The organism is Streptomyces sp. NBC_01363, assembly GCF_026340595.1.
In the GTDB taxonomy this organism is placed as follows: Bacteria; Actinomycetota; Actinomycetes; order Streptomycetales; family Streptomycetaceae; genus Streptomyces.
This window is the reverse complement of sequence record NZ_JAPEPF010000001.1, coordinates 5,797,183-5,818,832: the sequence shown is the minus strand read 5'-3', so window position 1 is coordinate 5,818,832 and position 21,650 is coordinate 5,797,183. Positions and strand designations below refer to the sequence as shown.

The 21,650-nt window shown below is 68.7% G+C and carries 22 protein-coding genes and 1 pseudogene; 10 read left to right on the top strand and 13 right to left on the bottom strand.

All coding sequences use genetic code 11. The features are described from left to right. Positions 1 to 71: 71 nt before the first annotated feature. The 3 genes from OG611_RS26450 to OG611_RS26440 all read right to left on the bottom strand — a co-directional run bounded on the left by OG611_RS26450 (position 72) and on the right by OG611_RS26440 (position 2,766). Positions 72 to 977 (bottom strand): CPBP family glutamic-type intramembrane protease, encoded by a 906-nt coding sequence (locus OG611_RS26450; protein ID WP_266424733.1) that lies wholly within the window; start codon positions 975 to 977, stop codon positions 72 to 74. A gap of 656 nt (positions 978 to 1,633) precedes the next feature. After that, entirely contained in the window at positions 1,634 to 2,149 is a 516-nt protein-coding gene (locus tag OG611_RS26445; RefSeq protein WP_266424730.1) for a putative immunity protein, read from the bottom strand. Then, positions 2,146 to 2,766 carry a putative immunity protein gene (locus OG611_RS26440; RefSeq protein WP_266424728.1) on the bottom strand — a complete coding sequence of 207 codons (621 nt, stop codon included), beginning with the start codon at positions 2,764 to 2,766 and terminating at the stop codon, positions 2,146 to 2,148. The genes OG611_RS26445 and OG611_RS26440 overlap by 4 nt, the downstream gene beginning before the upstream one ends. 276 nt (positions 2,767 to 3,042) lie before the next feature. Here OG611_RS26440 and OG611_RS26435 point away from each other — a divergent pair, with 276 nt between their 5' ends. After that, the gene (locus OG611_RS26435; protein ID WP_266424725.1) at positions 3,043 to 3,297 is read left to right on the top strand and encodes a MerR family DNA-binding transcriptional regulator; all 255 of its coding nucleotides are present in this window, start codon (positions 3,043 to 3,045) and stop codon (positions 3,295 to 3,297) included. 319 nt (positions 3,298 to 3,616) lie between these two features. Here OG611_RS26435 and OG611_RS26430 read toward each other — a convergent pair whose 3' ends face one another. Then, complete coding sequence (locus OG611_RS26430; RefSeq protein ID WP_266424724.1) at positions 3,617 to 3,979, bottom strand: hypothetical protein; 363 nt, start codon at positions 3,977 to 3,979, stop codon at positions 3,617 to 3,619. Here OG611_RS26430 and OG611_RS26425 point away from each other — a divergent pair. Next, positions 3,978 to 4,301 (top strand): hypothetical protein, encoded by a 324-nt coding sequence (locus tag OG611_RS26425; protein WP_266424722.1) that lies wholly within the window; start codon positions 3,978 to 3,980, stop codon positions 4,299 to 4,301. The genes OG611_RS26430 and OG611_RS26425 overlap by 2 nt on opposite strands. A 66-nt stretch (positions 4,302 to 4,367) precedes the next feature. On the opposite strand, the gene OG611_RS26420 is transcribed toward OG611_RS26425, so the two are convergent. From OG611_RS26420 to OG611_RS26410, 3 genes are all read right to left on the bottom strand, one after another. Further along, on the bottom strand, positions 4,368 to 4,904 hold the full coding sequence (locus tag OG611_RS26420) for a DUF4240 domain-containing protein (protein WP_266424720.1): 537 nt from the start codon (positions 4,902 to 4,904) through the stop codon (positions 4,368 to 4,370). 60 nt (positions 4,905 to 4,964) lie between these two features. Continuing rightward, the gene (locus tag OG611_RS26415) at positions 4,965 to 5,780 is read right to left on the bottom strand and encodes a hypothetical protein (protein ID WP_266424717.1); all 816 of its coding nucleotides are present in this window, start codon (positions 5,778 to 5,780) and stop codon (positions 4,965 to 4,967) included. Positions 5,781 to 5,870: 90 nt separating this feature from the next. After that, positions 5,871 to 7,046 carry a recombinase family protein gene (locus tag OG611_RS26410; RefSeq protein WP_266424714.1) on the bottom strand — a complete coding sequence of 392 codons (1,176 nt, stop codon included), beginning with the start codon at positions 7,044 to 7,046 and terminating at the stop codon, positions 5,871 to 5,873. 376 nt (positions 7,047 to 7,422) lie between these two features. Between OG611_RS26410 and OG611_RS26405 the strand changes: the two genes are divergently transcribed. Then, entirely contained in the window at positions 7,423 to 8,007 is a 585-nt protein-coding gene (locus OG611_RS26405; RefSeq protein ID WP_266424711.1) for a DinB family protein, read from the top strand. Positions 8,008 to 8,149: 142 nt separating this feature from the next. Here OG611_RS26405 and OG611_RS26400 read toward each other — a convergent pair. Then, positions 8,150 to 10,902 (bottom strand): annotated as a pseudogene (locus OG611_RS26400) (Tn3 family transposase); the annotation flags it as partial. A 70-nt stretch (positions 10,903 to 10,972) separates the two neighbouring features. Here OG611_RS26400 and OG611_RS26395 point away from each other — a divergent pair. From OG611_RS26395 to OG611_RS40735, 3 genes are all read left to right on the top strand, one after another. Beyond that, positions 10,973 to 11,275, top strand: a complete 303-nt coding sequence (locus OG611_RS26395; RefSeq protein WP_266424710.1) for a tyrosine-type recombinase/integrase — start codon at positions 10,973 to 10,975, stop codon at positions 11,273 to 11,275. Positions 11,276 to 11,430: 155 nt separating this feature from the next. Then, positions 11,431 to 12,525, top strand: coding sequence for a hypothetical protein (locus OG611_RS26390; RefSeq protein ID WP_266424708.1), 1,095 nt, complete (start codon positions 11,431 to 11,433; stop codon positions 12,523 to 12,525). A gap of 977 nt (positions 12,526 to 13,502) precedes the next feature. After that, entirely contained in the window at positions 13,503 to 13,835 is a 333-nt protein-coding gene (locus OG611_RS40735) for a hypothetical protein (RefSeq protein WP_323180236.1), read from the top strand. Between the two features lie 31 nt (positions 13,836 to 13,866). Here OG611_RS40735 and OG611_RS26380 read toward each other — a convergent pair whose 3' ends face one another. Continuing rightward, entirely contained in the window at positions 13,867 to 14,277 is a 411-nt protein-coding gene (locus OG611_RS26380; protein ID WP_266424705.1) for a hypothetical protein, read from the bottom strand. A 657-nt stretch (positions 14,278 to 14,934) separates the two neighbouring features. Between OG611_RS26380 and OG611_RS26375 the strand changes: the two genes are divergently transcribed. After that, on the top strand, positions 14,935 to 15,441 hold the full coding sequence (locus OG611_RS26375; RefSeq protein ID WP_266424702.1) for a SigE family RNA polymerase sigma factor: 507 nt from the start codon (positions 14,935 to 14,937) through the stop codon (positions 15,439 to 15,441). 16 nt (positions 15,442 to 15,457) lie between these two features. On the opposite strand, the gene OG611_RS26370 is transcribed toward OG611_RS26375, so the two are convergent. Next, entirely contained in the window at positions 15,458 to 15,952 is a 495-nt protein-coding gene (locus OG611_RS26370) for a hypothetical protein (RefSeq protein ID WP_266424700.1), read from the bottom strand. 90 nt (positions 15,953 to 16,042) lie between these two features. Here OG611_RS26370 and OG611_RS26365 point away from each other — a divergent pair, with 90 nt between their 5' ends. Together OG611_RS26365 and OG611_RS26360 are read left to right on the top strand one after the other, a co-directional pair. Beyond that, on the top strand, positions 16,043 to 17,266 hold the full coding sequence (locus OG611_RS26365; RefSeq protein ID WP_266424697.1) for a glycosyltransferase: 1,224 nt from the start codon (positions 16,043 to 16,045) through the stop codon (positions 17,264 to 17,266). Then, a complete protein-coding gene (locus OG611_RS26360; RefSeq protein WP_266424695.1) occupies positions 17,263 to 18,543 on the top strand; it encodes a glycosyltransferase family 39 protein in 1,281 nt (426 codons plus the stop codon). The genes OG611_RS26365 and OG611_RS26360 overlap by 4 nt, the downstream gene beginning before the upstream one ends. A 356-nt stretch (positions 18,544 to 18,899) precedes the next feature. Here the strand turns inward: OG611_RS26360 and OG611_RS26355 are convergent, their stop codons facing one another. Continuing rightward, positions 18,900 to 19,316 carry a DUF2690 domain-containing protein gene (locus OG611_RS26355; protein WP_266424692.1) on the bottom strand — a complete coding sequence of 139 codons (417 nt, stop codon included), beginning with the start codon at positions 19,314 to 19,316 and terminating at the stop codon, positions 18,900 to 18,902. A 367-nt stretch (positions 19,317 to 19,683) separates the two neighbouring features. On the opposite strand from OG611_RS26355, the gene OG611_RS26350 reads away from it, so the two are divergent. Next, on the top strand, positions 19,684 to 20,445 hold the full coding sequence (locus OG611_RS26350; protein ID WP_266424689.1) for a hypothetical protein: 762 nt from the start codon (positions 19,684 to 19,686) through the stop codon (positions 20,443 to 20,445). 91 nt (positions 20,446 to 20,536) lie between these two features. Here the strand turns inward: OG611_RS26350 and OG611_RS26345 are convergent, their stop codons facing one another. Further along, on the bottom strand, positions 20,537 to 21,103 hold the full coding sequence (locus OG611_RS26345; protein WP_266426253.1) for a transposase: 567 nt from the start codon (positions 21,101 to 21,103) through the stop codon (positions 20,537 to 20,539). Next, positions 21,019 to 21,522 (bottom strand): winged helix-turn-helix domain-containing protein, encoded by a 504-nt coding sequence (locus OG611_RS26340; protein ID WP_323180276.1) that lies wholly within the window; start codon positions 21,520 to 21,522, stop codon positions 21,019 to 21,021. Before OG611_RS26340 ends, OG611_RS26345 begins: the two co-directional genes overlap by 85 nt. Positions 21,523 to 21,650: the final 128 nt, after the last annotated feature.

The window sequence follows — 21,650 nt, the reverse complement described above, 5'->3', positions numbered from 1 at the left end:
GCCAGGACGGCGGTCCCGCCCCCTGCGCGGACCAGGAGCCCGGCATCGAGCAGGCCGGTAACGGTGACCGCCTACCTTTCGCCGGGCGTGTGCCGACGCGTGACCCGACGGCACACCAGGAATGCGATCGCGACGACCACCAGGTACAGCGGTACGAGCAGCACCGCGTCACCGGACGCCTGCTCCACCGTCACGCCCGCGTCGCGGTCCCCGCCCTGCAGCATGATGCGGTTCACGGTCAGGACGGTCAGGTGCGTGCCGATCGCCGCCCACAGCGGGGCGTGCCCCACGGCCGCACGGGCGGCGATCAGGGTCAGGCTGAAGACCGTCAGGAGGAAGAGGTAGTCGACCGGGTGCTGCCCCTCCGGGGCGATGCCGATGTGGCCCGGCACGTCACCGGCCAGCCGGGCGATGCCAACCGTCACCAGCGTCGAGGTGCCCGGTACGAGCAGGAAGACCGCCGTGGTGCCGAGCGCCGCCAGTGCGGGCCCGAACCGTCTGCGCAGCGATGTCCACGTGTAGCCGCGCAGCGTCGTCTCCTCGGGCAAGGCTTCAAGCAGGAACGCGACGACGGCGTTGGTGACGAGAAAGCCAACCAGGGTGACGAGGTCCAGCTGCTGCCAGACGAGTAACCCCACGGCCGTGCCCGCGCCCAGGACCAGCGCCGCTGCCGCGGCCGTCACCCCAACGCCGGTGAGGAACGCCCGTAGGCTCGCGCCCGGACTACCGAAGCCGACCGTCCGGGGGTGTGACAGACGCAGGACGAACGGCACGGCCACGACGGTGACGAGGGCCGCAGCGATCAGCCGGGCGGCCAAGCCACTGGTTCCGGTGGCGTCCGTCAGTACGGGTCCGAGGCCGTTGCCGACACCGAGCGCCACCGCCATGATCAGGCCGCCAGCCAACGCGCGGCCCATGGCCCCGGCGGCCGTGGGCGCGGGTGAGGGTGCGGGTTGTCGTATGTGTAGCTCGGTCATAGCGCTCCTGGTGACGGTAGGGCCGACTCCTATCGACAACCCCGTGTGCTTTCCAGGCTCGCCCGACCACCAGTCAGGGGCGTCGTGCGCGCGGACGACCCCCCTGTACATCCTTCGGCGCAGTGGACGATAGGGGTCGGCTGGTCGTTGGCCACCGGCTCCGGCTCCGGCTCCGGGAACACCCAGAGGCCGAGTGCCCGTGTTCATGCGACTGCCGCTCCACCGCCTGGGCGATCGACGGGGCAATGCGGCTCGGAGGATGGTCCACGCTCTTTAACCACGGAACCGGCAACTCGTACGGGGTGAGGGCGGGGAGCGTGACGGCCCCCGCCCTCACCCCCGTACGACGCACTGACACTTCCCGTGGCAGAGCGACTGACGTTCTCGTGGCAGACGACAAGGATGAGATTTGGAGACGCTGGCGCGAGGGGCAGTCGTTCAGCTCGATCGTTCCGGATGAAGGACAACGCGCCCGTCCTGGACGTGACCGCCGCCGGACAGGTCGGCCCCTTCGGGCCGTACGGCGCCGACGCCGAAACCGATGTCGACGAGAGCGGCCAGGCATCGACCGAGCCGGTTAGCGGAAGATCGCCGACATCAAGGCGGGGAACTCTGACCGATTGGGCCAACCAGGAGGGGCCGTGCACGGTTCGGCTTCAACAGTCGAACACCGACCAGCAGATGTCGTTGCGCAGCCGCTGGTCATCAAGTACGAGCTCACGGATCGCATCCGGGAGCTGATGGCGCTGCCACTGGCACTCAAGTCGTCCCGCGGTCTCGCTCTCGCCTTCCGGTGCTGCTGCACGTGCGGCCTTGATCGCGTAGGCGGCCGCGCCGAGCTCGTGCGCGGCGACGTGAGCGACGGCCCCGGCCTGGCCGGCGGCGTACGCGGCATGCCGCGCTGCCCCACGCAGGTCTCTGGCTGCCCCCATCGCGTGACCGCCCGCCGCGCGGGCCTGCATCATCTTGACCTCGCCACGCACCCAGGCCCGGGCATGCTCGATCGCCTGGCGCGGTCGCGGGTCCCCAGGCTGGGCCGACTCGAAGAGGCCAAGGACGTGCTCTGCACAGGCGGCAGCCCATAGAGCGAGGAGACGGTGATCCGCATCAGTGAGAGTCCCACCACGGCGGATCGTCACGAAGCGAGGGTCGCGGACCTTCGGGAGGATCATGACGTGCACCCCCTCCTGCGCGCATCGGTGCCGCTCGCTGCGGTGTGCTCTGGCGGCCGGTCAGCCGCCCGGCGCAGGGAATGATCCAGAGTGCTCATCAGCCGGGCGACACGATTGCTGCCGCCTGTCGCGAGCGGGTAGCGGCAGAGCACGTCGATGAGCACCGGTGTCGCACGCTGCCGCGACCGTTCCAGCAGGGCATGCCCGATCGCGGGGTCACCGCCCGCCTCCATCTCCCCGATGCGCGCAGCGCTCGCGCAGGCTCGCAGGATGTGGCCGACCTGGCCGGCCTGGGCGATGGGGTGCAAGTATGCGGCCGATGCGGCGTCGCCGGCGGATCGCGCGGCCAGTCGTGCGGCTTCGGAGGGCGCGGACCGGGCGGCTCGGTGAGCGTCGAGGGAAGTGACGCGCTGCAATTTCGTCCTGTTGGCACCGTTGATGAACGCCCAGGCCGCTTCGATCGCCGCACGGGGGCGCGGATCATCGGGAACATCCTGCTCAAAGACCGACAGGACGTCCTCTGCGTGCCGAACCACGTAACGCGCCACGACGCGCAGCTCGTCCATCGTCAGATCGAAGTCTCCGGACACGGTGTGCGTGCTCTGTTCCATGTCCATGAATCGTATCCTTGAACGCTCGGTGGAGACTCTGCGACGAATCCTCCGCTCACCCGCGTCGGAACCCTCAATCGGAGGTCACATGCGGCCCGTGGACCTGGCTCGTCGCCATGGCCTCTCCACGCAGGCGGTCCGCAACTACGAGGCCGCCGGCATCATCCCGCCGCTCACCGCAGCCGGACGGGGTACCGGGACTGCACCGCCACTCATGCCGCCGGCCTCGCGGCATACCTGGCGCTCGTCCCTGCCTTCGGCTACTCGACGAGCCGACGCATCATGCATGCCGTCACCGGCGGCCAGCTCGGCGAAGCACTGGAGTACGTCGCCGATGGGCACACGCTCCTGGCTCGCGACCGCAACACGCTACGAACCGTCGAAGCGGCGCTCTCACATCTCGGAGCCGACACCCTGGATACGGCGGCCAGCACTCGGGCGCCGTACAGCATCGGTGAACTTGCCCGCCACCTCGGGCTCAACCCGGCCACCCTGCGCACCTGGGAACGCGCTGGAGTCCTCACCCCCACAATGTGACCCTCGCACCGGGCACCGCGAGTACCTCGCGCAAGACGTGCGCGACGCCGAACTGGCGTGGTGGCATTGGGCGGCTACTGACACTTCTCATGGCAAACCCGATGACGTTCTCGCGTCCAACGACATCTGAATGGGCGACTGTGAACGGCCGTCGTGAATACGCAGGTTCTAGCCAGGGACTGGACGTGGAACTCACCCGGCGAGAGCATTGCTGGGGCCGTCCCCGCTGGTGCGGGGAGCAGCATGGCTGTTCCAATCAGTCGGCCCCGTGCCGCGGACCATCCCCGCTTGTTGCGGGCGAACTCCGCGTTGGTGGCTTTCATCTCGGCGACCAGGTCCTTGAGGGTCTTCTCCCCGCCGGACGCCGGGTAGACCACGGAGCGGACCGAACCGAACCGTCGGGGGCGCCGAGCGAGGCGGCGGCGATCTTCCCGAGGAGCCCGGACCTGCACCGGACCTTGGTGAACTCGGCGACGAACGCTTCGGTCACCTTTTTCTCCGCCCGCGCGTTGGTGCGGTGCACGGTGGAGTTCAGCAGCTCCACCAGGGTGTCGGTGATCTCCCGCTGGCGCTGGAAGAGCAGCGCGGCCAGCAGGACGTGCCGCACCTCGGGGGTGAAGCGGCGCAGGTGGCTTGGGAAGGCGGCCGAGGCTCTGGCCTGCCAGGCACCCACGACCTGCATGCCGATGCCGGTGAATGCCTTGGCCGGGATACCGACGGAACGGACTTGCCCCAGCTTTTTTGATCTCGTCCAGCAGCGAGTTGAGGCTGACGTTGCCCGGATGGGACTTGATGTCGGCCAGCACCGACTCCACGTCTTCTTCGTCGTCCGCACCGTCGCTGTCCACGGCCTCGATGTCGTCGCCCTGTTCGCTGTCGCCGGTCGGATCGGTGAAGACCAGCGCGTCCAGCAGGCGGGGACACGGCCTCGGGACTGGTGGGCTCGCATGTTGAGGTGTCGCGTATTCGTCACCGGAACCTGTGCTCTTGTCCTGGCGGCGTGACGGACAGTGATCTTCGGGACCTTCCAGCCTGCTGGTTGACCTCACCTCGTGACTGCGAGTTTCCACTTACTCCAGGTAGAGAGCTGCCAAGCGTGGCAGTCGGCGGGTCATTTCGCTGTGGTCGTCGAAGTCGAAGTTCCAAGTGGGGTCCAGCTCCGGATATCGGATGCTGAACGCGTCGTCAGGGAGTTGCTTGCCGGTCGCCATGACATGTGCGTTCCAAACGATGCTGAGCGCCTCCTCGCAGTCGAGATCGACTCCGTCGGCAGCTGAGGCTCGCACAATGGGTACTTCTACCAGGGCATCGGGGGCAGCGACTATGCGCTCGAAGACCTCGCGCCCCTGCGCGATCAACCAGCCGCGGAAGTAGTCGAAGCCGTCGTCGGAGCATCCGTCGTTGATCACGTAGGCAGCGGCCCACAGAGGATTCGTGTAGGAGTCGGACATCAGGTCCCACAACGCCTGCTGAGCGGCAACGATCTCCTCGGCCGGGTGTGTGGCCAGCAGCGAGGTTGCCCGGTGGACGACCGCTTCTCCGTCGTTCGGGTTGGACGCCTGGTTGCGGGCTGCCTCGATGAGTTGCCAGAACTGCTGTTTGTTCATGGCGGCAGAGCATGCCACCTGGTACTGACACTGCGTCTGTCCCCACCCACGTCGCCTGGGTCAGCGTGTGTGGTCGCCGGGGGCGTATCGGCTCCAGGTTCCTCCGGCTTCGGTGACCAGGCGGGTGGCTGTCTTGTCGTGGTAGCCGAGCGCTTTCGCGATGACGGGGGCCGGGGCTTGGAGGACGAGTTGGCGGATGGCGGAGGTCCTGCCGCGTTGCGGTGGGACGCCGATCTTCCGCAGGTGGACTTGGAGGCTGACCGGGTTCATCGGCTGTCCGGGCTGGCGGCCGGGGAAGAGCCACTGTGAGCTTCTGCTGCTGGCGTAGGGCAGGTGCTGGCAGGACTGGACGTATGCCCGCATGAGGTCAGCGACGGGCTCCGGAAGCGGGGACGGCGGTTCTCCCAGCCGGACGGTGACGGTGGCCTCGTCGTCGATGACGTCGTCGACGGTGAGGCGGACGATGCGGGTGACGGGTTGTGCGTAGAGGAGAACGAGCGCGGCCGCGACCCGGGCCCGCAGAGGCAGGGAGTCGTCGTTGAGGGTCCGCCGGAGAATGGCGAGTCGGTGGTGCTGGTGCAGTGGTGCTTGGTCCTGCAGGAAGTTGCAGAACTGGCGCACGGAGCCCTGGAAGTTGCGCAGGGTGGAACGGACACAGCCGTGCACGGCCCGCAGATCGGCCGACCATTCGTCGACGTGCTGTGGCGTCCACTGCCACGGCATCGCATCGGCGTGCCGGGTGAAGGCCCGGACCGCGCGTTCCTGGTCACCGACGTACCCCATCGACAGGTTCCGGGCGAGCTGCTGGTTGCACCAGCCTTTGATCATCGCCTCGAATACCTGCTCGTCCGGCCGCAACAACGGCAGACCGTCCACCAAGTGCAGCCGAGCAGACCCTGGAACAAGGCCGTCTTCACCCATCTGTCATCACTCTCCGCGTATCGCATCTGACGCGAGAATTTCGCATCAGATGCGATCGGGGGCGTCTTCGCAGTTCAATCGCTCGATGGAGTGAGACTTACAGATGACCGCCGAGAAGACCGCTACCGTGGTTCCACAGCGCCCCTGGTCGAACCGCTTCCGTACGGTCCCGGGCCGAACTCCAGGACGGGTGTCGCCTATTCGCATCCGATGCAATTGGCGTCGGTAGGAACATCCGTACAGCGGTTGGCGCTGAGAAGGATCATGGTCCGATCGGTGCGAGGGTACTGACGCGGTTCTCGTACTCGCGACGGACCTTGCGCTGGGCCGGGACCGTGGGGACGCCCTGGCCGCCATCGAGCGGCTGGCAGCGGGCGAGGAGTTGGCGGTGGATCGCTGGCACGGCCGTGACGCGAAGGGTGTAGCCCTGACCGCGCCGTACGCGGTCACCCCCTGGTCGAGCGCGGCCCGCTCGGCGGGCTCCAGGTCGGCCGCGCGGAGGAAGTCGGCGACCTTACCCGGCATGTCGAGGGTGACCGGCAACTCCGGGGCGGGTGCGTCTTCCTCGATGGCGGTGTGGTCGGGCAGGAGGTCGGCGACGGCCGTGCGGATCGCGCCGCGGCTGACGCCGTGGTCGCGGGCGAGGGCGGCGATGGAGCGGCCTTCCAGGTACGCGGTGCGGACGATGTCGGTCTTCGCGGCCGCCACGGCGGGGCGGCGTCCGCCCTTGCTGCCCTTGGCCTCGGCGACGCGCAGTCCGTCGTAGGTCAGTTCGCGCTGGAGTTCGCCGGCGGCGGCGAGGGTCTGCACCATGAACTTCACGGTGGACAGCAGCTCGCCGGTGCGCGGGTGACGGGCGGTGAGGTCCATCGCGGAGAACGCGCCGTCGTGGATGCGCAGCGCCACCTGGTCGCGGTGGAGGACGTCGAGCACGTCGAGGATGTGCCCGGTGCCATGTAGGAGGCGGAACATCTCGGAGATGTGCACGGTGTCGCCCGGCCGCGCGTAGGTGAGCAGTTCGCGGAACTTCGGGCGCTGAAGGGGGTGGAGGCGGCTGGAGGTGCCCGGGTCCTCCTCGAAGACGACCGGGTCCTCGATCCCGGCCTCGTCCAGGACGAGGTTCTGCCGGGAGGTCGACTGCTGATCGGTCGAGACCCGCTTGTAGACCAGGTTCGCCACCGAGGGCCCCTCCCGTACGGAGGATCGGACCCTATCTGTCATCAAACCCTGTCAACAATCGCCATCGGATCTGATTGGATTCGCGCCGCCGCGAACCCCCGGATTGCACGAGTTCATTGGACGCGTCGCTCGCCTGTCGTCAAACGATCGTTTGACGACAGGTGGTCAGGGTTCGAACCTCGGTCGCAGGGTTGAACCCTGGTGAGGGTGTCCAGCCTGCCCGTTTCCCACCGCCCCGTTCGGCCCTACGCCCTCGCGGCCGCCAGAGGCCGGCGACGGCGCCCGCTCTTCGCCCCGAGGCAGTGCTGTCCGTGAGCGTGAACAACGGCGGCCATGGCCAGGCCGCGGCTCTGCCAGTCGTTGCGGACCATGTACGGGATCTTGAGACCACGCGCAGCCCATGGCAGGCTCATGCCGCATGATCGATGAATTCGCGAAAGACAACCTGCACGGGAGACTGCGGCGGGACCGCAAGGCGCTGCTCTGGAAACTCGACGGCTTGTCCGAATACGACGCCCGCCGACCTTTGACAGCGACCGGGACCAACCTCCTAGGCCTGGTCAAACACGTGGCCAGCGTCGAGGCCAGGTACTTCGGCGAGGTCTTCGACCGCCCTTCCCCGGAACCGCTGCCCCGGTGGCAGGACTCCAACGGCAGCGATCTGTGGGCGACCGAGGACGAGACCCGCGATCAGATCATCGGGTTCTACCGGCGCACGTGGGAACACTCGGACGCGACGATCAACGAGCTTCCCCTCGACGCCCCCGGCCACGTGCCGTGGTGGCCGGAGCCTTATGCCGACACGAACCTGTTCGCCGTCATGGTCCATGTTCTCGGCGAGTCCATCCGGCATGCCGGGCACGCCGATATCCTGCGCGAGGGCCTCGACGGCCGGACCGGGTTGCGCGCCGAACACGAGAAGCAGATCGACGAGGAAGCCCGTGCAGCCTACTGCGCAAAGATCGAGCAGGCCGCCAGGACGGCCGCATCAATCAAGGCTTAGTTAGACATACCAGGCAGTCTGACATCAGCTCCCCTACCGGCGCTTGCGATTTCCGAGCACCCCGGCCACCTGATATGCCCGCGTCACCCGATGTGGGCGTTCAGTCCACGCCTTCGTCGTCCTCGTCCAGCTCGGGCGCGTCCCTCCGGTAGGTGCCGTCGACCGGGTCGACCACGCGCAGCAGGTGCTCGGTCTTGGCGATCCGCCCGTACTCCGCGAACGCCGCACCCAGCGGAGTCGGGCGCCCCTCGCGTCCGAACATGCGCAGCAGGTCGTAGGCACGGACCTGGTTGGTGACCAGGGAACCGGCGACCTTCAGCATGTCCGGCCAGTGCGTGATCACCTTGTTCAGGTTCACGCGGTTGCGCGCCAGGTCCTCCACCGCGCCGTACGTGCCCGTCTCGACGCCGGGCATCGTGGCCCGCCAGAACCGCTGGTCGTCCAGGTCGCGGAACCGCGGGCTGAAGTTGTAGCCGAGGATCTTGAACAGGCCGAACACCATGTCGAGTACGAGGCGTTGTCGGTCGCCACCATCTCCGGCTTGACCCCGCCGTCCAGGTTCAGCAGCGCGTCCAGGATGTGCAGGGAGTCGAGCGGGGTGCCGGGGACGACCATCTGCCCGATGCCCGCGACCTGGTCGTTTACTGCGTTGAGCCAGGTGATGCCCCGCTTGAACCCGAAGTACTTCGGCGACGGCGCCGCGCTGACGGTCCGGACGGGGACGACGAACCGCAGTCCGTCGACCGAGGCGAGCAGGCCCTCGCCCCAGAACTTCACGATGGGCACCTCGGCCTGGGCGGCGATCAGCCGCGCGTTCGCTGCGGCGATCGTGTCGGCCCGCAGGTAGTACTGGTCGACGTGCACGAGCCGGGCCCGGGTCAGCGTCTCATGGGCGGGGTTCACCACCGGGGCCAGGCCGATGTTGCACGCCTCGGACACCAGCAGCGCGACCACCGAGGTGGACTGGTCCTTCATCCGGGTGGTGCCATCCCCGAGGTGCACGAAGGCGTCCAGGAAGCCGGTCCAGGCGTTCACCTCGAACAGCAGGTCCGGCAGGTCGATCTTCGGGAGCATCTTCTCGACCCGCTTGCGTAGCCAGGTCAGGGACTTCGGTTCGCCGAGCGCGCCGAGCTTGTCGACGTTCAGCTTCACCCGCCCGTCGTCCTGCACCTCGATGGAGACCTTCGCCGCCGGCCCCGCCTCTTCCAGGCGCTCGGCGAGCTGCTTCCACCCGGCGTCCAGGCCCCGCACCAGCTCCGCCAGGTGCTCCTCGACGGGCATGTCCAGGCTCAGCCCGGCCAGCGCGTCCTCCTCGACCGCATCCCAGTCGGGCCCGTCCAGCAGACGGGCCCGCGGGTTGGACCAGCGGTGCGAGGGCGAGGCGAAGGCGTCGCGGTTGTTCAGGGCCCGGTGCAGCTGCTCCAGCACGCACACCACGTACGCGTCCCGGTCGACCGCGCCCTGGGGCAGGTCGGGGTTGGCGTACACCGCCTTGCGCCAGGCCGGCGGCACGAGCTTGTCGTCCACCTCGCGCGGCAGCAGCGGCTTGACGCCCACCTTCCGCCGCGCCAGCGCCGGAAGGCCCCGGACCCCGGCCAGGACCCGCTTGCCCGCGCTCGCCGCGTCCAGCGCCTTCGACTCGCCCAGCAGCGACAGGAACGGGCGCACCGTGGCGTACCGGTTCGCGAGCGCGGCCCGCATCGCGACCTCGGCCGACCCCTCGTCCTCGGGCACCAGCGAGACCACCGTGGCCGCGGCGGTCATCACGGCGGCGCGCGGGGCGACTTCCTCCAGCGCCGCCCACAGCGCGGCCACGTCCAGGTCCGCGCCGTGCTCCTCGACCAGCTCCAGCTCCTCGAACAGCACCTTCGCCGCCCGTGCGAGCGTGCGCGACGCCTTCTCCAACTGCGGCAGCGTGGACAGCCGCTCCTTCTCCGTCTTCCGCTTCGCCGTGTTCAACAGCCGGGTGGTCATGAGGACCTGGAACAGGTCCAGGGCCTCATCGATCGCCTTGGCCTCAAGGTGCCGCATCACCGCGGTGAGCGTCGCCGTGCGCTTCGGTTCCGGCGCCCGTTCCAGCAGCGGCGCCTTCGACCCCAGCGCGTACCGGGCCAGCGCCGCCATCCGGTTCGGCGGGATCTGCGACAGCTTCAGCCGACCGAGCCGGTACGCGCCGATCTCGTCCACCCGCTCCAGCGCGCAGGCGAACGCGGTGCCCGTCGTCCGCGTCGGCGGCCGGCGCAACCGCTCCAGCTCCGAGAACCGGGAGCCCTCCGGCGTCTTCAGCGTCGCCACCAAGTCGCCGGGCAGCGCCGGGTCCGCCCGCCGCGCGGCCCCCGCGACCGTGGCGTGCAGCCGCTTCTCCGCGACCTTCCGCGCCTCCGACACCTGCCGGGCCAGCACCGACACCCCCGGCAGCAAAACCCGGTGACGGCGCAGCCAGCCCACCGCGTGGTCGAACAACGCCTTCGGGCCCTCGGCGTGCGTCCACGCCCGCCCATGCAGGAACGTACGGAACCGCCGCCCCCACTCCGTGTCCTCGTACGGGTGGTAGCCGTAGGCGTCCCGGATCTCCCACGCGTGGTCGTACAGCGTCTGACGCCGTTCGGCGTACCGCTTGACCACCGACGGGTCCTTGATGCCAAGCTGCGCGGCCAGGTGCTCGACCACCGGCCACGGCACCGCGAGCGGGTCCTCCAGGAACAGGCCGACGTACCGCACCGTGCACATCTGGAGCGCGAACCCGAGCTGATGGTGCTTCGTGCGCCGCAGGGCGATCAGATCCCGGTCCACGTCGTCCAGGAAGAAGAACCGCTCCAGCTCGAACCTCGTCGGCTCCTCGGCGAACGTCCCGTACGGCTCGGCCTTTATCTGTACCCGGCCTTGAGATGTCAGCGATGTACGGCACGTGGCTCACGAGGTGGCATCCGCGCCTGTGGCTGACACTCCGTCGTGACCGCTGTCCGTGAAGGTCGTTACTCCATCCGAGAGACCAACGGGTGGGGAGGGCCGGAGATGTACGTGCGACGGGTCATGGGGTCCGGGATGCGTCGCGAGACGTACACCGTTGTGGACGGCGAAGGACGGGCCGCACCTGTTTCGGCACACTCACGCAACTGCGCTTCTGCGAGCTGGCGTGCGGCTGGAGGTCGCGAGTGAGTTGCTCACACACAGTTCGGTCCAGACCACGATGGACACCTACGGCCATCTGGACACGGACGACCTGGCCGAGGAACTGGACCGTGTTGGCTTCCGGGGCTCGTGGTGAGCGCCGGTGGCGGTCTGGCCGCCGTCGTCCCGTTCCCCGGAGATCCGCGGGCTGCGGCCCTGCTTCGCGTGGTACGGCCGGAGTTCCGAGTCGAGTGCTTCGCGCCGCCCGCCGGGCACTTCCTGGCCCAGACTCCTTGCCTGATCACCACGTGCGTGAGGAGGAACGCCTCGCGGGGGTTATGCGCCGCGCATGACGCGGCCTGGCGGAAGGCCGGCCGACCCGAGCACAAGGCATGGATCGCGGACCCGGCCAACTGGCCCGCCGGACTGAGCCTGAACGTGGCACCGTGCCTGGTCGGCGGATGCCCGCACTCCGGCGGGCTCTCGTGCTTGTGCAACCTGCACCTGGCCGACCTGAACGGCCTGCACTCGCGGGGCCCGCGCGTCAGCGTCCGCCAGTACGCCTCCGCGGCGCCGGTCCTCTCCCGCCCGGCCACCAGGCGGTGCGGCTTCCCCGACTGCCGCTACGAGATCAGCCGAAACAGTTTGTGCGACGGACACCACTACCGCTGGACGAAGGTCGGGCGGCCACCCCTGGCCGCGCTGCCCACCGAGCTGAAGCTCCGCAACGCCCCCAGCTTCTCCGTCATGGGCCTGTCGCCGCTGGTGGCGCTGGAGTTCCAGTACCTGCTCCAGCTTCGTACCGACCAACGACGCTCCAAGGTGACCCCCAGCTCCTGGGTCCGCGCGGTCAACACCGTCATCGCCGAGGGCGTCTCCTCGGTGCGGGACCGCCCGGCCCACCACTGGCGTCGCCTGTCGCTGAACCACACCACCGTCCCGCAACTCTTCGCGGACCTGCTGGAGGCCCTCGGCGATCTCGAAGGGCCTGCGGAGGAGTGGGACAGGGATGTATGGCGGCCGGACCGGCTCGGTTACAGCATCGAAGAGCGGCAGCGCGTCGCACCGCTGGACTTCACCGGCATCACACAGCCCTGGCTGAGGCAGTCGATCAAGCGCTACCTGCGGCTGCGGCTCGCACGCACGGAACTGCGGTCGGCCGCGCGCAATCTCCACGACTTCGCCCTCTTCTCCAGGTTCCTCGCGGAAACCTGTCCCGACCGGCAGAACGACCCGGCGGTGCTGAACCGGCCGCTGCTGGAAACACACCGCGCTCGGGGGCCGCGCCCGGGGTGCTGTTGCGGTCGTCACGCTGTCTGTCCCAACCCGCAATGCCCGGTATCCATCCCGCTCGCTCCCAGCGAGCACAACGCGGTGCGGAGATTCCGGGGTGGAGCAACCGGCTGATTCCGCGGGCGACGTCGCTCTCACGAGCCCCGGCCTATCGCGCGAGCGCGGCGCTCCCGAACCAGCCCGCCTACCTACGCATGTGACCGGATGTCAAGTAACGTCGCTCTCTGAAATCATGAGGTCGTATCAGCACTCGGCCTCGGAGCACCGCCGTGACTGCACGCCGCCTCGCCCCCATCGCCGCCATCTTCCTCGTGGGCGGCCGGTGCTGTGCGCCGGCGGCCCGGTGACGTCCGGGCTGAGCGACCGGCAACTGTGCGACAAGGAGACCGGCCGCTCCCGCCGCGCCACGCGCTCGCCGTTTGACACGCCAGCTCATGGGATGTCTGTCAAGTTCTTCTGTTCACGACAGTGAGCACGGTGAGATAGGCCGGTTCTGATGTCGTGTCCTCCACGGAGGTGAGCGCTCGGCTTGGGGTGGAGCCTTGCCCGCCACGTGCAGCATGCGGTGCGCGAAATGTGCACGGGGGTCAGCGAGCGAGTGACATTATGCACGAAATGACGACGCACCCGTTTCTTCACGTGACGCACGTTGTGGCGCTCGGAGCCGCTCTCGACCGGTTGGGCACCGTCTTTCAGAGGTTCGAAGAGCAGGAATCTGGCTGCATCTCATACGGACTGCTGGCATCAGGGCAACGTTGGTTCGTGAAAGGCGCTTCGACGCCGACAGGGGTCTCCTCCTTGCGGCGGGCGGTGTCGTTTCACCAGAAAGTCTCACACTCGGCCATCGTGCCTTTGAAGTATTCCTTCAGCACAGACGATGGCCTTGTGCTGGTCTACCCATGGATGAGTGGTGAGGTTCTCTACCACCCGACCCTTTCACGCCATGGGGGCGGGCGGCTCCCGGCAGTCCAACGGCGCGATTCAGGGCTCAGCCGCTGCCCCGAATTCACTCCGCGCTGGAATCCATCCTCTCTGCCCATCTGGCCGTAGAGGAATCCGGATTTGTTGCGGTCGACTTCTATGACGGATGCATGTTGTACGACTTCGACGAGCGCCGCATGGTGTTGTGCGACTTGGACGAGTACCGGGCCGGCCCCTTCGTCCTGGAGGCGGACCGGTTGCCTGGGTCGACGCGCTTCATGGCCCCAGAGGAATTCGCTCGCGGATCGCTGATCGACATCCGGACAACCGTCTTCGCTCTGGGTCGGGCGCTCCGTCTCCTCTTGGACGCTGGCGACGAGGAGAAGCAGTGGCGCGGGACGCCTGAGCAACTGGAGGTCGTCAGGTCGGCGACTGCGACCGCACCAGAGCGCCGCTTCCCGTCCGTCCGCTCACTCGTCGACGCCTGGCAGGCAGCGACCTGAGCTCGGAGTGCCCCCTGCAGCTTCGGATGCGTCAGGTTGTCGATCGGGGGAACGGAACGACATTGTCGACGACTGGGGCGGGTTCTGTGTGACTGTCGCTCTCATGAGTGAGGACGGCACTGGCGAGGGTGAGCCTGGTGACCAACTGGCGAAGTTCCTCGATCTCGGCTTTCTGGTTGGCGATGGTCTTCTTGAGCTTGGTGACGGTTTCCCGGAGTCGTTTCTCGGTCTCCGGGACTTGGTGGGTCTCGGTGCGGACGCGTTCATAGAACTCGTTCTTCAGGTCGACGTGCCGTTTGAGGAAAGCCATGCGGTGGACGTCGGCTTCGGCCGCGAGGGCAACGACGGTGAGGCTGCCGTTGGAAGCGGTGGCCTGTCCGGTCAGTAGCCGGTCCATGGCCTCGCGGATACGGACGCGCTCGTCCTGGTGCTGCTGGTTCACGTGAGGACCTCGGCAGGGTGCGCGGTGCTGTCGTGGGTGTCGGCGGTCTCCCGGTGTCGGCGTACTCGTTTAGATCTCGGGATGCCGCGGAGGAACGGCAGGATGCAGGAGAGTCCGTAAAGCGTGTCCACGCCTGCCGCCGCGACGATCACAGTAATCGGGACTCGGGATTCGAAGAGATCGACCAACCAGGTGGAGCGCAGGCGCCCCATGACCAGGCGGGGAGCGTCATCGCTGGGCTTGGTCCGGCTCAGAAGTTGGTCACTGTGTCCGTTCCGCGGCTGTGGCAGTTCGGGCGGAACAGGTAGCTCACATTGCCCGGGGTCTCGAGCCGCTCGGCGGCTACTGCCAACACCGCTTCGTGGACGACCGGGCCGTCCTCCCACCTGGAGGTACGGAAATCTCCCTGCGGCCGAAGGGGTTGGCATCATTGTTCTTCGACGGCGGTGCCCTTCCCGTCGGGCGGGTGGCCGTCGGCCGGGGCCGTCGAACCGCGTCCTCGTCGTCGGCGTCGCTGACTGGACGGGACGAAGGAGGGTCTCGCGCTTGTCGTCGACATGCCCTGTGATCCAGATCACGGTCCGCAGGTGCATCGTGGGCCGCGTGCCAGTGCCTTCTACAGGGTGTAGGCGACCGGCGAGAACAGGGACAGTGTGGATGGAGCAGAGTCGAGCCCGCGCGTTCGATGAGTTCGTGGCTGCCCGCTGGTCGGTGCTGGTCCACCTGGCCCGTCTGCTCGTCGGAGGCGATCGGCATCGGGCCGAGGACTTGTTGCAGGAGTCCTTGGTCAAGCTCTGGTTTGCCTGGCCCAGGGTCGCGGATGACGCACCGGAGCCGTACGTCCGCAAGGTGATGGTGCGTGCGGCGGCACGCTCGGGACAGCGGCGTTGGTGGGGTGAACGTCCCGTCGAACAGCTGCCCGAGACGGCGGCGGTCGGAGATGTGTCCGCGGACGTGGTGGAGCGTTCTCGGCTGGAGACCGCGCTGGCCCAGTTGTCGCCGAAGCAGAGAGTGGCGGTGGTGATGCGCTACTACCAGGACCTGCCCGAGGGGCAGGTGGCGGAGGCGCTCGGGTGCCCGGTGGGCACGGCTCGGTCCCACGCCGCACGCGGAGTGGCGCAACTGAGGCAGCTCCTGGGCAATGTGAACGAGCCGGTGCGGTGAAGGAGAACCCCATGGATCACTTCGAGCGGCAGCTAGCACAGATGATGCGCGACACCGAGGCGCCCGCGCCGTTCGAGCCGAAGCACCGGGAACGTCTCCGGGCAGGGGTGCGAGTCCGCTGTCGGAAACGGGCCGCGCAGAGGGCAGTCGGCTCCGTCCTGGCCGTCGTCGGCCTCAGTGTCGGGCTGTCCCTGCTGCCCGGCCATGCGACCCGGGTCGAGCCCAGCCATCCCGGCCCACCGTCCGCGACGAGCCCGTCGCCCTCCGCCCCGCCCGCGACACCCGACGCGTCCCCGAGCGCGCCCCCCTCCCCGGGCGCCTCCACTGCACACGCGTCCCCGGACGGGACCGCCGCAATCACGCCGCCGGCCACGACCGGGAGTACGGCCACGGCCACCGAAGCCCGGCCGGGAAGCACGGAGGGCGTGTCGCTGTCCTCGACCTCGGCCCCGCCTTCGGGTACGGCGACCGCGCGGAACTGGCCGTCGACCACCTCGTCCTCGCTCGTCACCCCGTAACGCCGTAACGCCGTAACGCCGTAACACACCGTCGCCCCGAGTGTCTTCGGCCTGCCCCGTATCAGGTCACAAAAAGGAAAAACATGAGAAACCAAGGGTCGCTTGCCCCGAAGGACCTGAGCCGACTGCCGCACCGCGCACCGGTGGCGACGCACCACCCGGAGCCCGTCCTGGACGTAGTCGTCCCCGTGTTCAATGAGGAGAGAGATTTGGAGCCGAGCGTGCGACGGCTCCACGCACACCTGTGCGAGACCTTCCCCTACCCGTTCCGTATCACCATCGCCGACAACGCCAGCACGGACAGCACCCCGCGGATCGCCGCTCGGCTGGCAGACGAACTGCCCGAAGCACAGTGGCTTCGGCTGGCCGAGAAGGGGCGCGGCCGGGCGCTGCGTACCGCCTGGTCGCTCTCGTCGGCCCCCGTACTCGCGTACATGGACGTGGACCTGTCCACGGAACTGACGGCGTTGCTGCCGCTCGTGGCCCCGCTGCTCTCCGGCCACTCCGATATCGCCATCGGCACCCGCCTGGCTCCCGGTTCCCGGGTGGTGCGCGGCCCCAAGCGAGAGATCACCTCTCGTTGCTACAACGCCCTCCTGCGCTCCGTCCTCGCCGTGGGCTTCTCCGACGCGCAGTGCGGATTCAAGGCGGTGCGGCGTGATGTGGCCGAGCGACTGCTGCCCCTCATACAGGACTCAGAGTGGTTCTTCGACACCGAACTGCTGGTGATCGCCGAGCGTGCCGGGCTGCGCATCCATGAGGTGCCGGTCGACTGGGTGGACGATCCCGATACCCGGGTCGACATCCTCGCCACAGCACTGGCCGACCTGCGCGGCATCGCCAGGATCGGCGGGGCACTGGCGCGGGACGCGCTGCCGCCGGGCGGGTCGCTCCGCGACGGTGGCGACGACGCACCGGGCAGGCTCGCCACCCAACTCATGTGCTTCGCCGCCGTAGGAGCCGTCAGCACCCTCGCATACCTGCTCCTCTACGCAGTGCTGCGCCCAGTGGCCGGACCCCAGGCCGCCAACGCACTCGCGCTGCTGGTCTGCGCCGTCGCCAACACGGCCGTGAACAGGCGGCTCACCTTCGGCCTCCGTGGCTGCGGCGGTGTGCTGCGCCACCAGGGCAGGGGCCTGGTCGTCCTCCTGATCGGCCTGGCGCTCACCGGCGGATCGCTCGCCGCCCTGCACCACGCGGTGCCCTCGGCCGGGCAGTCCACCGAACTCGCCGTACTCCTCGCCGCCAACCTGGCCGCGACGCTGCTGCGATTCCTGTCCTTCCGAGTGTGGGTGTTCCGCGCATGATCAGGACCACCGCCCGTACGACCGCGACCGGCACCCTGAGCTGGAACGCGAGGCTGTCGCAGCAGCCCGCCACCACGAGCCCCGACCGCCGGCGCCGGCTGCGCCGCACAGCCGAGCGTTACGGCCCCGTGCTGGCCGTCTACGGCACGCTCAAGTTCATCGGCTTCGCCGCCTTCATGTGGCTGCTGCACTCCGCCGGGGACTACCGCTCGAAGAACCCGCGCTTCGGCGGCGGCGCCCACCCGTGGGACGTCCTGGCCAGCTGGGACGGCTGGTGGTACCAGCAGATCGCCGCGCACGGGTACGACCCTCAGCTGGTCCCGATCCCCGGCGCCACCGGCCCGATCACCCTCGAAGGGAACTCGGCGGCGTTCTTCCCGCTCTACCCGGCGCTGATGCGGCTGGTCTCCGAGCTCACCGGCCTCGGCCTGTACGGCGCCGGCCTGCTGGTCTCCGTCGTCGCCTCCTTGGCCGCCGCCCTGGGCATCTACGCCATCACCGAACGCCTCGGCGGCAGACGGGCCGGGCTGGCCGCGGCCGGACTCTGGGCCGTCTGGCCCGGTTCCGGCGTGGAGTGGGCGGTCTACTCCGACTCCCTCTACGTGGCCCTGGCCGTCTGGACCTGCCATGCCGTCCTGAGCGGCCGCTGGCTCACCGCCGGTCTCCTCGCCTGCGTGGCAGGGCTCAACCGGCCCACCGCCGTGGCGCTGATCGCCGCCGTCGCCGTCGCGGCCCTGCTCGCGCTCTACCGTCTCCGGGACGGCATCCTGCGTCCGGTGGCCGCGATGGCCGTCGCCCCGCTCGGCCTCCTCGCCTATCTCGGCTGGGTGGGTCACCAAATGGGCGACTACGGCGGCTACTTCAGGCTTCAGTCCGGTGCCTGGGCCCACGAGTGGGACTACGGCCGGCACACTCTCGACGTCTTCACATCCGTCCCGGTGGGCCACTCCGACTATCTCTCCGCCTGGCCCTTCGCGGACCTGATCGGCATCGGTGTCGTCCTGCTCGCGCTCGCACTGCTCCCGCTGCTGATCCGGCTGCGTCCCCCGGCCGTCCTGATGGTCTACACCGTCCTCACCCTCGTCCTCGTCCTGGGCAGCCAGCAGATATTCGGCAATGTCTCCCGCTATCTACTCCCCCTCTTCCCGCTCTTTCTCCCGCTCGCCCTCGCCCTGTGCCGCCTCAGCCTGACCCACCAGCTCATGCTCCTCGGCATCGCGGCCCTGGCCTCCGGCTCGTACGCGGGCTACGGTCTTTTCGAACTCGGCGTCCCGTAACCGACGGACCCAGGAATGGATGCCCGATGACCACGACCCTGCCCACCGCCAAGCAGTCGGCCTCGAGTCCGGCACACCGTGATCCTGCACGCGATCCAGGTCCCGCACGGAACCCCACCAGCGCCCCCAGGAACAGACGGCAGGCCCTCACGCCGCCGTTCCCTGCGCACGCTGCGGCGCCGTCCGTGAACCCGCCACCCGCGATGCCGCTGGCCAGCCGCTGTGTCCCAACTGCCTGATCCGCGAACCCGTCAACCTGGAAATCTGTGTCGGATGCGGGCGCCGTCAGCCTGAACCGCCGACTTATATGGGGAAAGCGGGACGCGGTCGGGGCCGCTCCGCCTTCGTGGCGCCGCTCAGTGCCAGGCCCCGCAGATCTGGCCGCCGTCGGAGTCCTCCTTGCACGCGCGGTAGGCGTGGCTGGTACCGACCATGAGGGAGTACGCGGGGCGTGAAGTGGTCGCGTTCACGTGGTACAACGCACCGCCCCTGATCTGGATCCAGCCCTTCCAGGCGTGGTCGCCCTTTTCGATGGTGGCCCAGGCCGCACTGCAACGCGAGGAGGTCCGCAGTTGCACGGCGGGCCCGCCGCTGCCGCGGATCGGGCCTCCGAGGCTGCGGGCATCCTGGTCGCAACCGGTCGTATGGGGATTCTTCCCGTCGCAGGCGTTGCCACGGCACGTCGCTGCGGCATCTGCTGAAGGAACGGCGATCCCGCTTCCGATGAACGCGAACGCAGCCACTGCCGCCATCGCCCAACGTCGGACACTCATGGACACCCCATCTCTTCGGGCCCGCCGAGGCAGGCAAAAGTGATCAGACACCTTTATTAGTGAAATCCCGGGCCACCGTGCTAGACGTGCCGCGATGAGTTCACCGAAACGAGTCACTCGACGGCGTGGACGGGGACTGGCAACTCCGCAGCGCGCCCCCGCACGCACCCCCGCGCCAGGAACGTGAGAGCGCATTGCGGCTAGGAACTGTCCGGCCGACACGATCGCGTCCGCGATCTCCGTGTCGATGACCTCGCCGTCCTCCGCATGCGGCTGAACCCACGAGGCAGCGCCGTCGTCCACAGCTCGGTGAGGAGGCCGTGCGCCTCTTCCTCACCAGTCCGGGCCTTCGGCCCGGCAGGAGGGTGTGGGCGAGGCCGTGGCAGGCGATGTTCACCAGCTCCTCCCGCTCATTGCACGACTGCCCGAGCGGGTTGTCGACCACCATGCTCAGGCACCAGTACGCCTCCGCGACGAACTCGCGCTTCACCGAGTCACCGCTGGTGTCCATGAGCGGAAGAAGGCTGGCAGCCACCTCGTTCAGGAACGCTGCGGCGTGCACACCGGCCCTGGTGTGCAGCGCCCGCGCGTTGCAGGCGAGCCGGGACCTCCGCAGAAGACCGTCAAGAGCCAGGGCATCAGTCCCCCTCCTTCCCCGAAGCGTAGCGGCGCTCAGCGGGCGCACCGGATCCCCGAACTGCTCACCCGAGAGCCGCAGGCCCTGCCCGTACGGTCGGCGGTTGCGCGGGTGCCGGTGCCGGAGCCGGTCTGGGGTGCCGGTCCGGAAGAGCGGCTGGCCGCGAACGCGAAGTGGTGCCGCACGTGCCAGGCCCTCGTCGACGCGCCGACGGGGGCCGCCGGCGGCCCGTGGATTCTGCTGCACCGCAGCGAGCCGGGACGCGGTTTGAGCACCTGGACCTACCCCACCGAGAAGGAAGCTCTGCACCACGGCGCCCATCTGGCCATGACGTACCTGCAGCTGGACGATGGCCCTCTCGATCGCGTGGCGCTGGACCTGTTCATCGGCCAGGTGCACGCCCAGGTCCTCGCCCGCCTTCTCGAACTGCGCCCGGAGACGACCCAGTTCGAGGTCGCCGAAGTCGTCCCGATGCGCGCCGGCCAGTTCTGAGCGTCGACGCGCTCCTTGGAACTGTATGGCGCAGGGATGGAAGATCACCGTCATCGTACTGGCGGCAGCCGGAGTTACTGACTTCGGATCGTCAAGGTGACGCTGGTTTGTCGAGGGTTAGGCCGGTGCCCGCTATGAAGCCGTCGAGCGTGTCGGGCCGGTACTGGAGGCGTTTGAGCCGGTTACGGACGAGCGTTTCCAGGCGGTCGAGGGCGACGACGGCGAGGTTGGCCAGGCTGCGTTTGACGTGTGCCCATACCCACTCGACGGGGTTGAGGTCGGGCGAGTAGGCGGGCAGCAGGAACACCGTCAGCCATGTACGCTCGGCGATCAGCTCACGCATGGCGTGGGAGACGTGGGTGTTCAGGCGGTCCCAGACCAGCACGATCGGCGCTTTGACGAGTTGGTGGACACCGTCGATCAGTGCGATGAAGTCTCGCTCGCTCATGCTGCGGCGCTTGCCTCTGCCGGCGGGGTGGGTACGCAGGCGGTGGCACAGACGGGTGCGGGAGCCGGGCCGCATGGCAAGCAGTCCGGCCACCGACAGCCGTCCCGAGCGTCGCCCGCTCACCGTCACCTGCGGTGTGCGGCCGCGTCGGCCCCACGTGCGTCCCCTGGGCGGCCTGCGGGTGAAGCCTGCCTCGTCCTCGAAGCAGATGTAGCCCCCGCAGGCCGCCCGGGCTCTCTTACCTCCGCCCAGGTCGCCTCCTTCCAGACGGTGACGGCCTGCTCGTCGCGCTCGGCAACCCGCCGCGCGGGGACCTGCGGGCTGAAGCCGAGCCGGTGCATCAGCCTCGTCGCGCCGGAGGCGCTGTAGGAGACGTGGAACTTCCTGCCGATCAGCGTGGCGACCCTTGCCGCGGTCCACACCTGGTCCTCCACCCAGCCGTGCGCGGCCGGGCCCTGCTCCAGATACGCGGCCAGCTTCTCCAGACAGCGCTCGGACAGACGGCACCGCGATCCGCTCGGGCCACGGGAAGCCAGAGCCCGCACACCACCCTCCCGCCACAACTGGTGCCACTGGTAGGCCGACTTCCGGCTCACCCGTAGACGCTGCGCCACCTCCAGCGGCTTGATGCCGTGCTCCCTCCACCTGGCGGATGGGCAGCGCGGCCAGGTCCGGATGCTGGTCCCGCAGCAGGTCGCGGACCAGATCCTCGCTGATCTCAATCTCGGGTTCGATCATGCGCAGTCACAGTACTTGA

What these genes read in the sequence shown, in the direction of transcription:
- OG611_RS26355 (WP_266424692.1), bottom strand. Translation starts at nt 19,316, where the DNA reads ATGAGTGTCCGACGTTGGGCGATGGCGGCAGTGGCTGCGTTCGCGTTC.
- OG611_RS26430 (WP_266424724.1), bottom strand. Translation starts at nt 3,979, where the DNA reads ATGCAGGTCGTGGGTGCCTGGCAGGCCAGAGCCTCGGCCGCCTTCCCA.
- OG611_RS26375 (WP_266424702.1), top strand. Translation starts at nt 14,935, where the DNA reads ATGGAGCAGAGTCGAGCCCGCGCGTTCGATGAGTTCGTGGCTGCCCGC.
- OG611_RS26420 (WP_266424720.1), bottom strand. Translation starts at nt 4,904, where the DNA reads ATGAACAAACAGCAGTTCTGGCAACTCATCGAGGCAGCCCGCAACCAG.
- OG611_RS26425 (WP_266424722.1), top strand. Translation starts at nt 3,978, where the DNA reads ATGCCGATGCCGGTGAATGCCTTGGCCGGGATACCGACGGAACGGACT.
- OG611_RS26435 (WP_266424725.1), top strand. Translation starts at nt 3,043, where the DNA reads ATGCATGCCGTCACCGGCGGCCAGCTCGGCGAAGCACTGGAGTACGTC.
- OG611_RS26450 (WP_266424733.1), bottom strand. Translation starts at nt 977, where the DNA reads ATGACCGAGCTACACATACGACAACCCGCACCCTCACCCGCGCCCACG.
- OG611_RS26440 (WP_266424728.1), bottom strand. Translation starts at nt 2,766, where the DNA reads ATGGACATGGAACAGAGCACGCACACCGTGTCCGGAGACTTCGATCTG.
- OG611_RS26445 (WP_266424730.1), bottom strand. Translation starts at nt 2,149, where the DNA reads ATGATCCTCCCGAAGGTCCGCGACCCTCGCTTCGTGACGATCCGCCGT.
- OG611_RS26410 (WP_266424714.1), bottom strand. Translation starts at nt 7,046, where the DNA reads ATGACAGATAGGGTCCGATCCTCCGTACGGGAGGGGCCCTCGGTGGCG.
- OG611_RS26365 (WP_266424697.1), top strand. Translation starts at nt 16,043, where the DNA reads ATGAGAAACCAAGGGTCGCTTGCCCCGAAGGACCTGAGCCGACTGCCG.
- OG611_RS26405 (WP_266424711.1), top strand. Translation starts at nt 7,423, where the DNA reads ATGATCGATGAATTCGCGAAAGACAACCTGCACGGGAGACTGCGGCGG.
- OG611_RS26360 (WP_266424695.1), top strand. Translation starts at nt 17,263, where the DNA reads ATGATCAGGACCACCGCCCGTACGACCGCGACCGGCACCCTGAGCTGG.
- OG611_RS40735 (WP_323180236.1), top strand. Translation starts at nt 13,503, where the DNA reads ATGTTGTACGACTTCGACGAGCGCCGCATGGTGTTGTGCGACTTGGAC.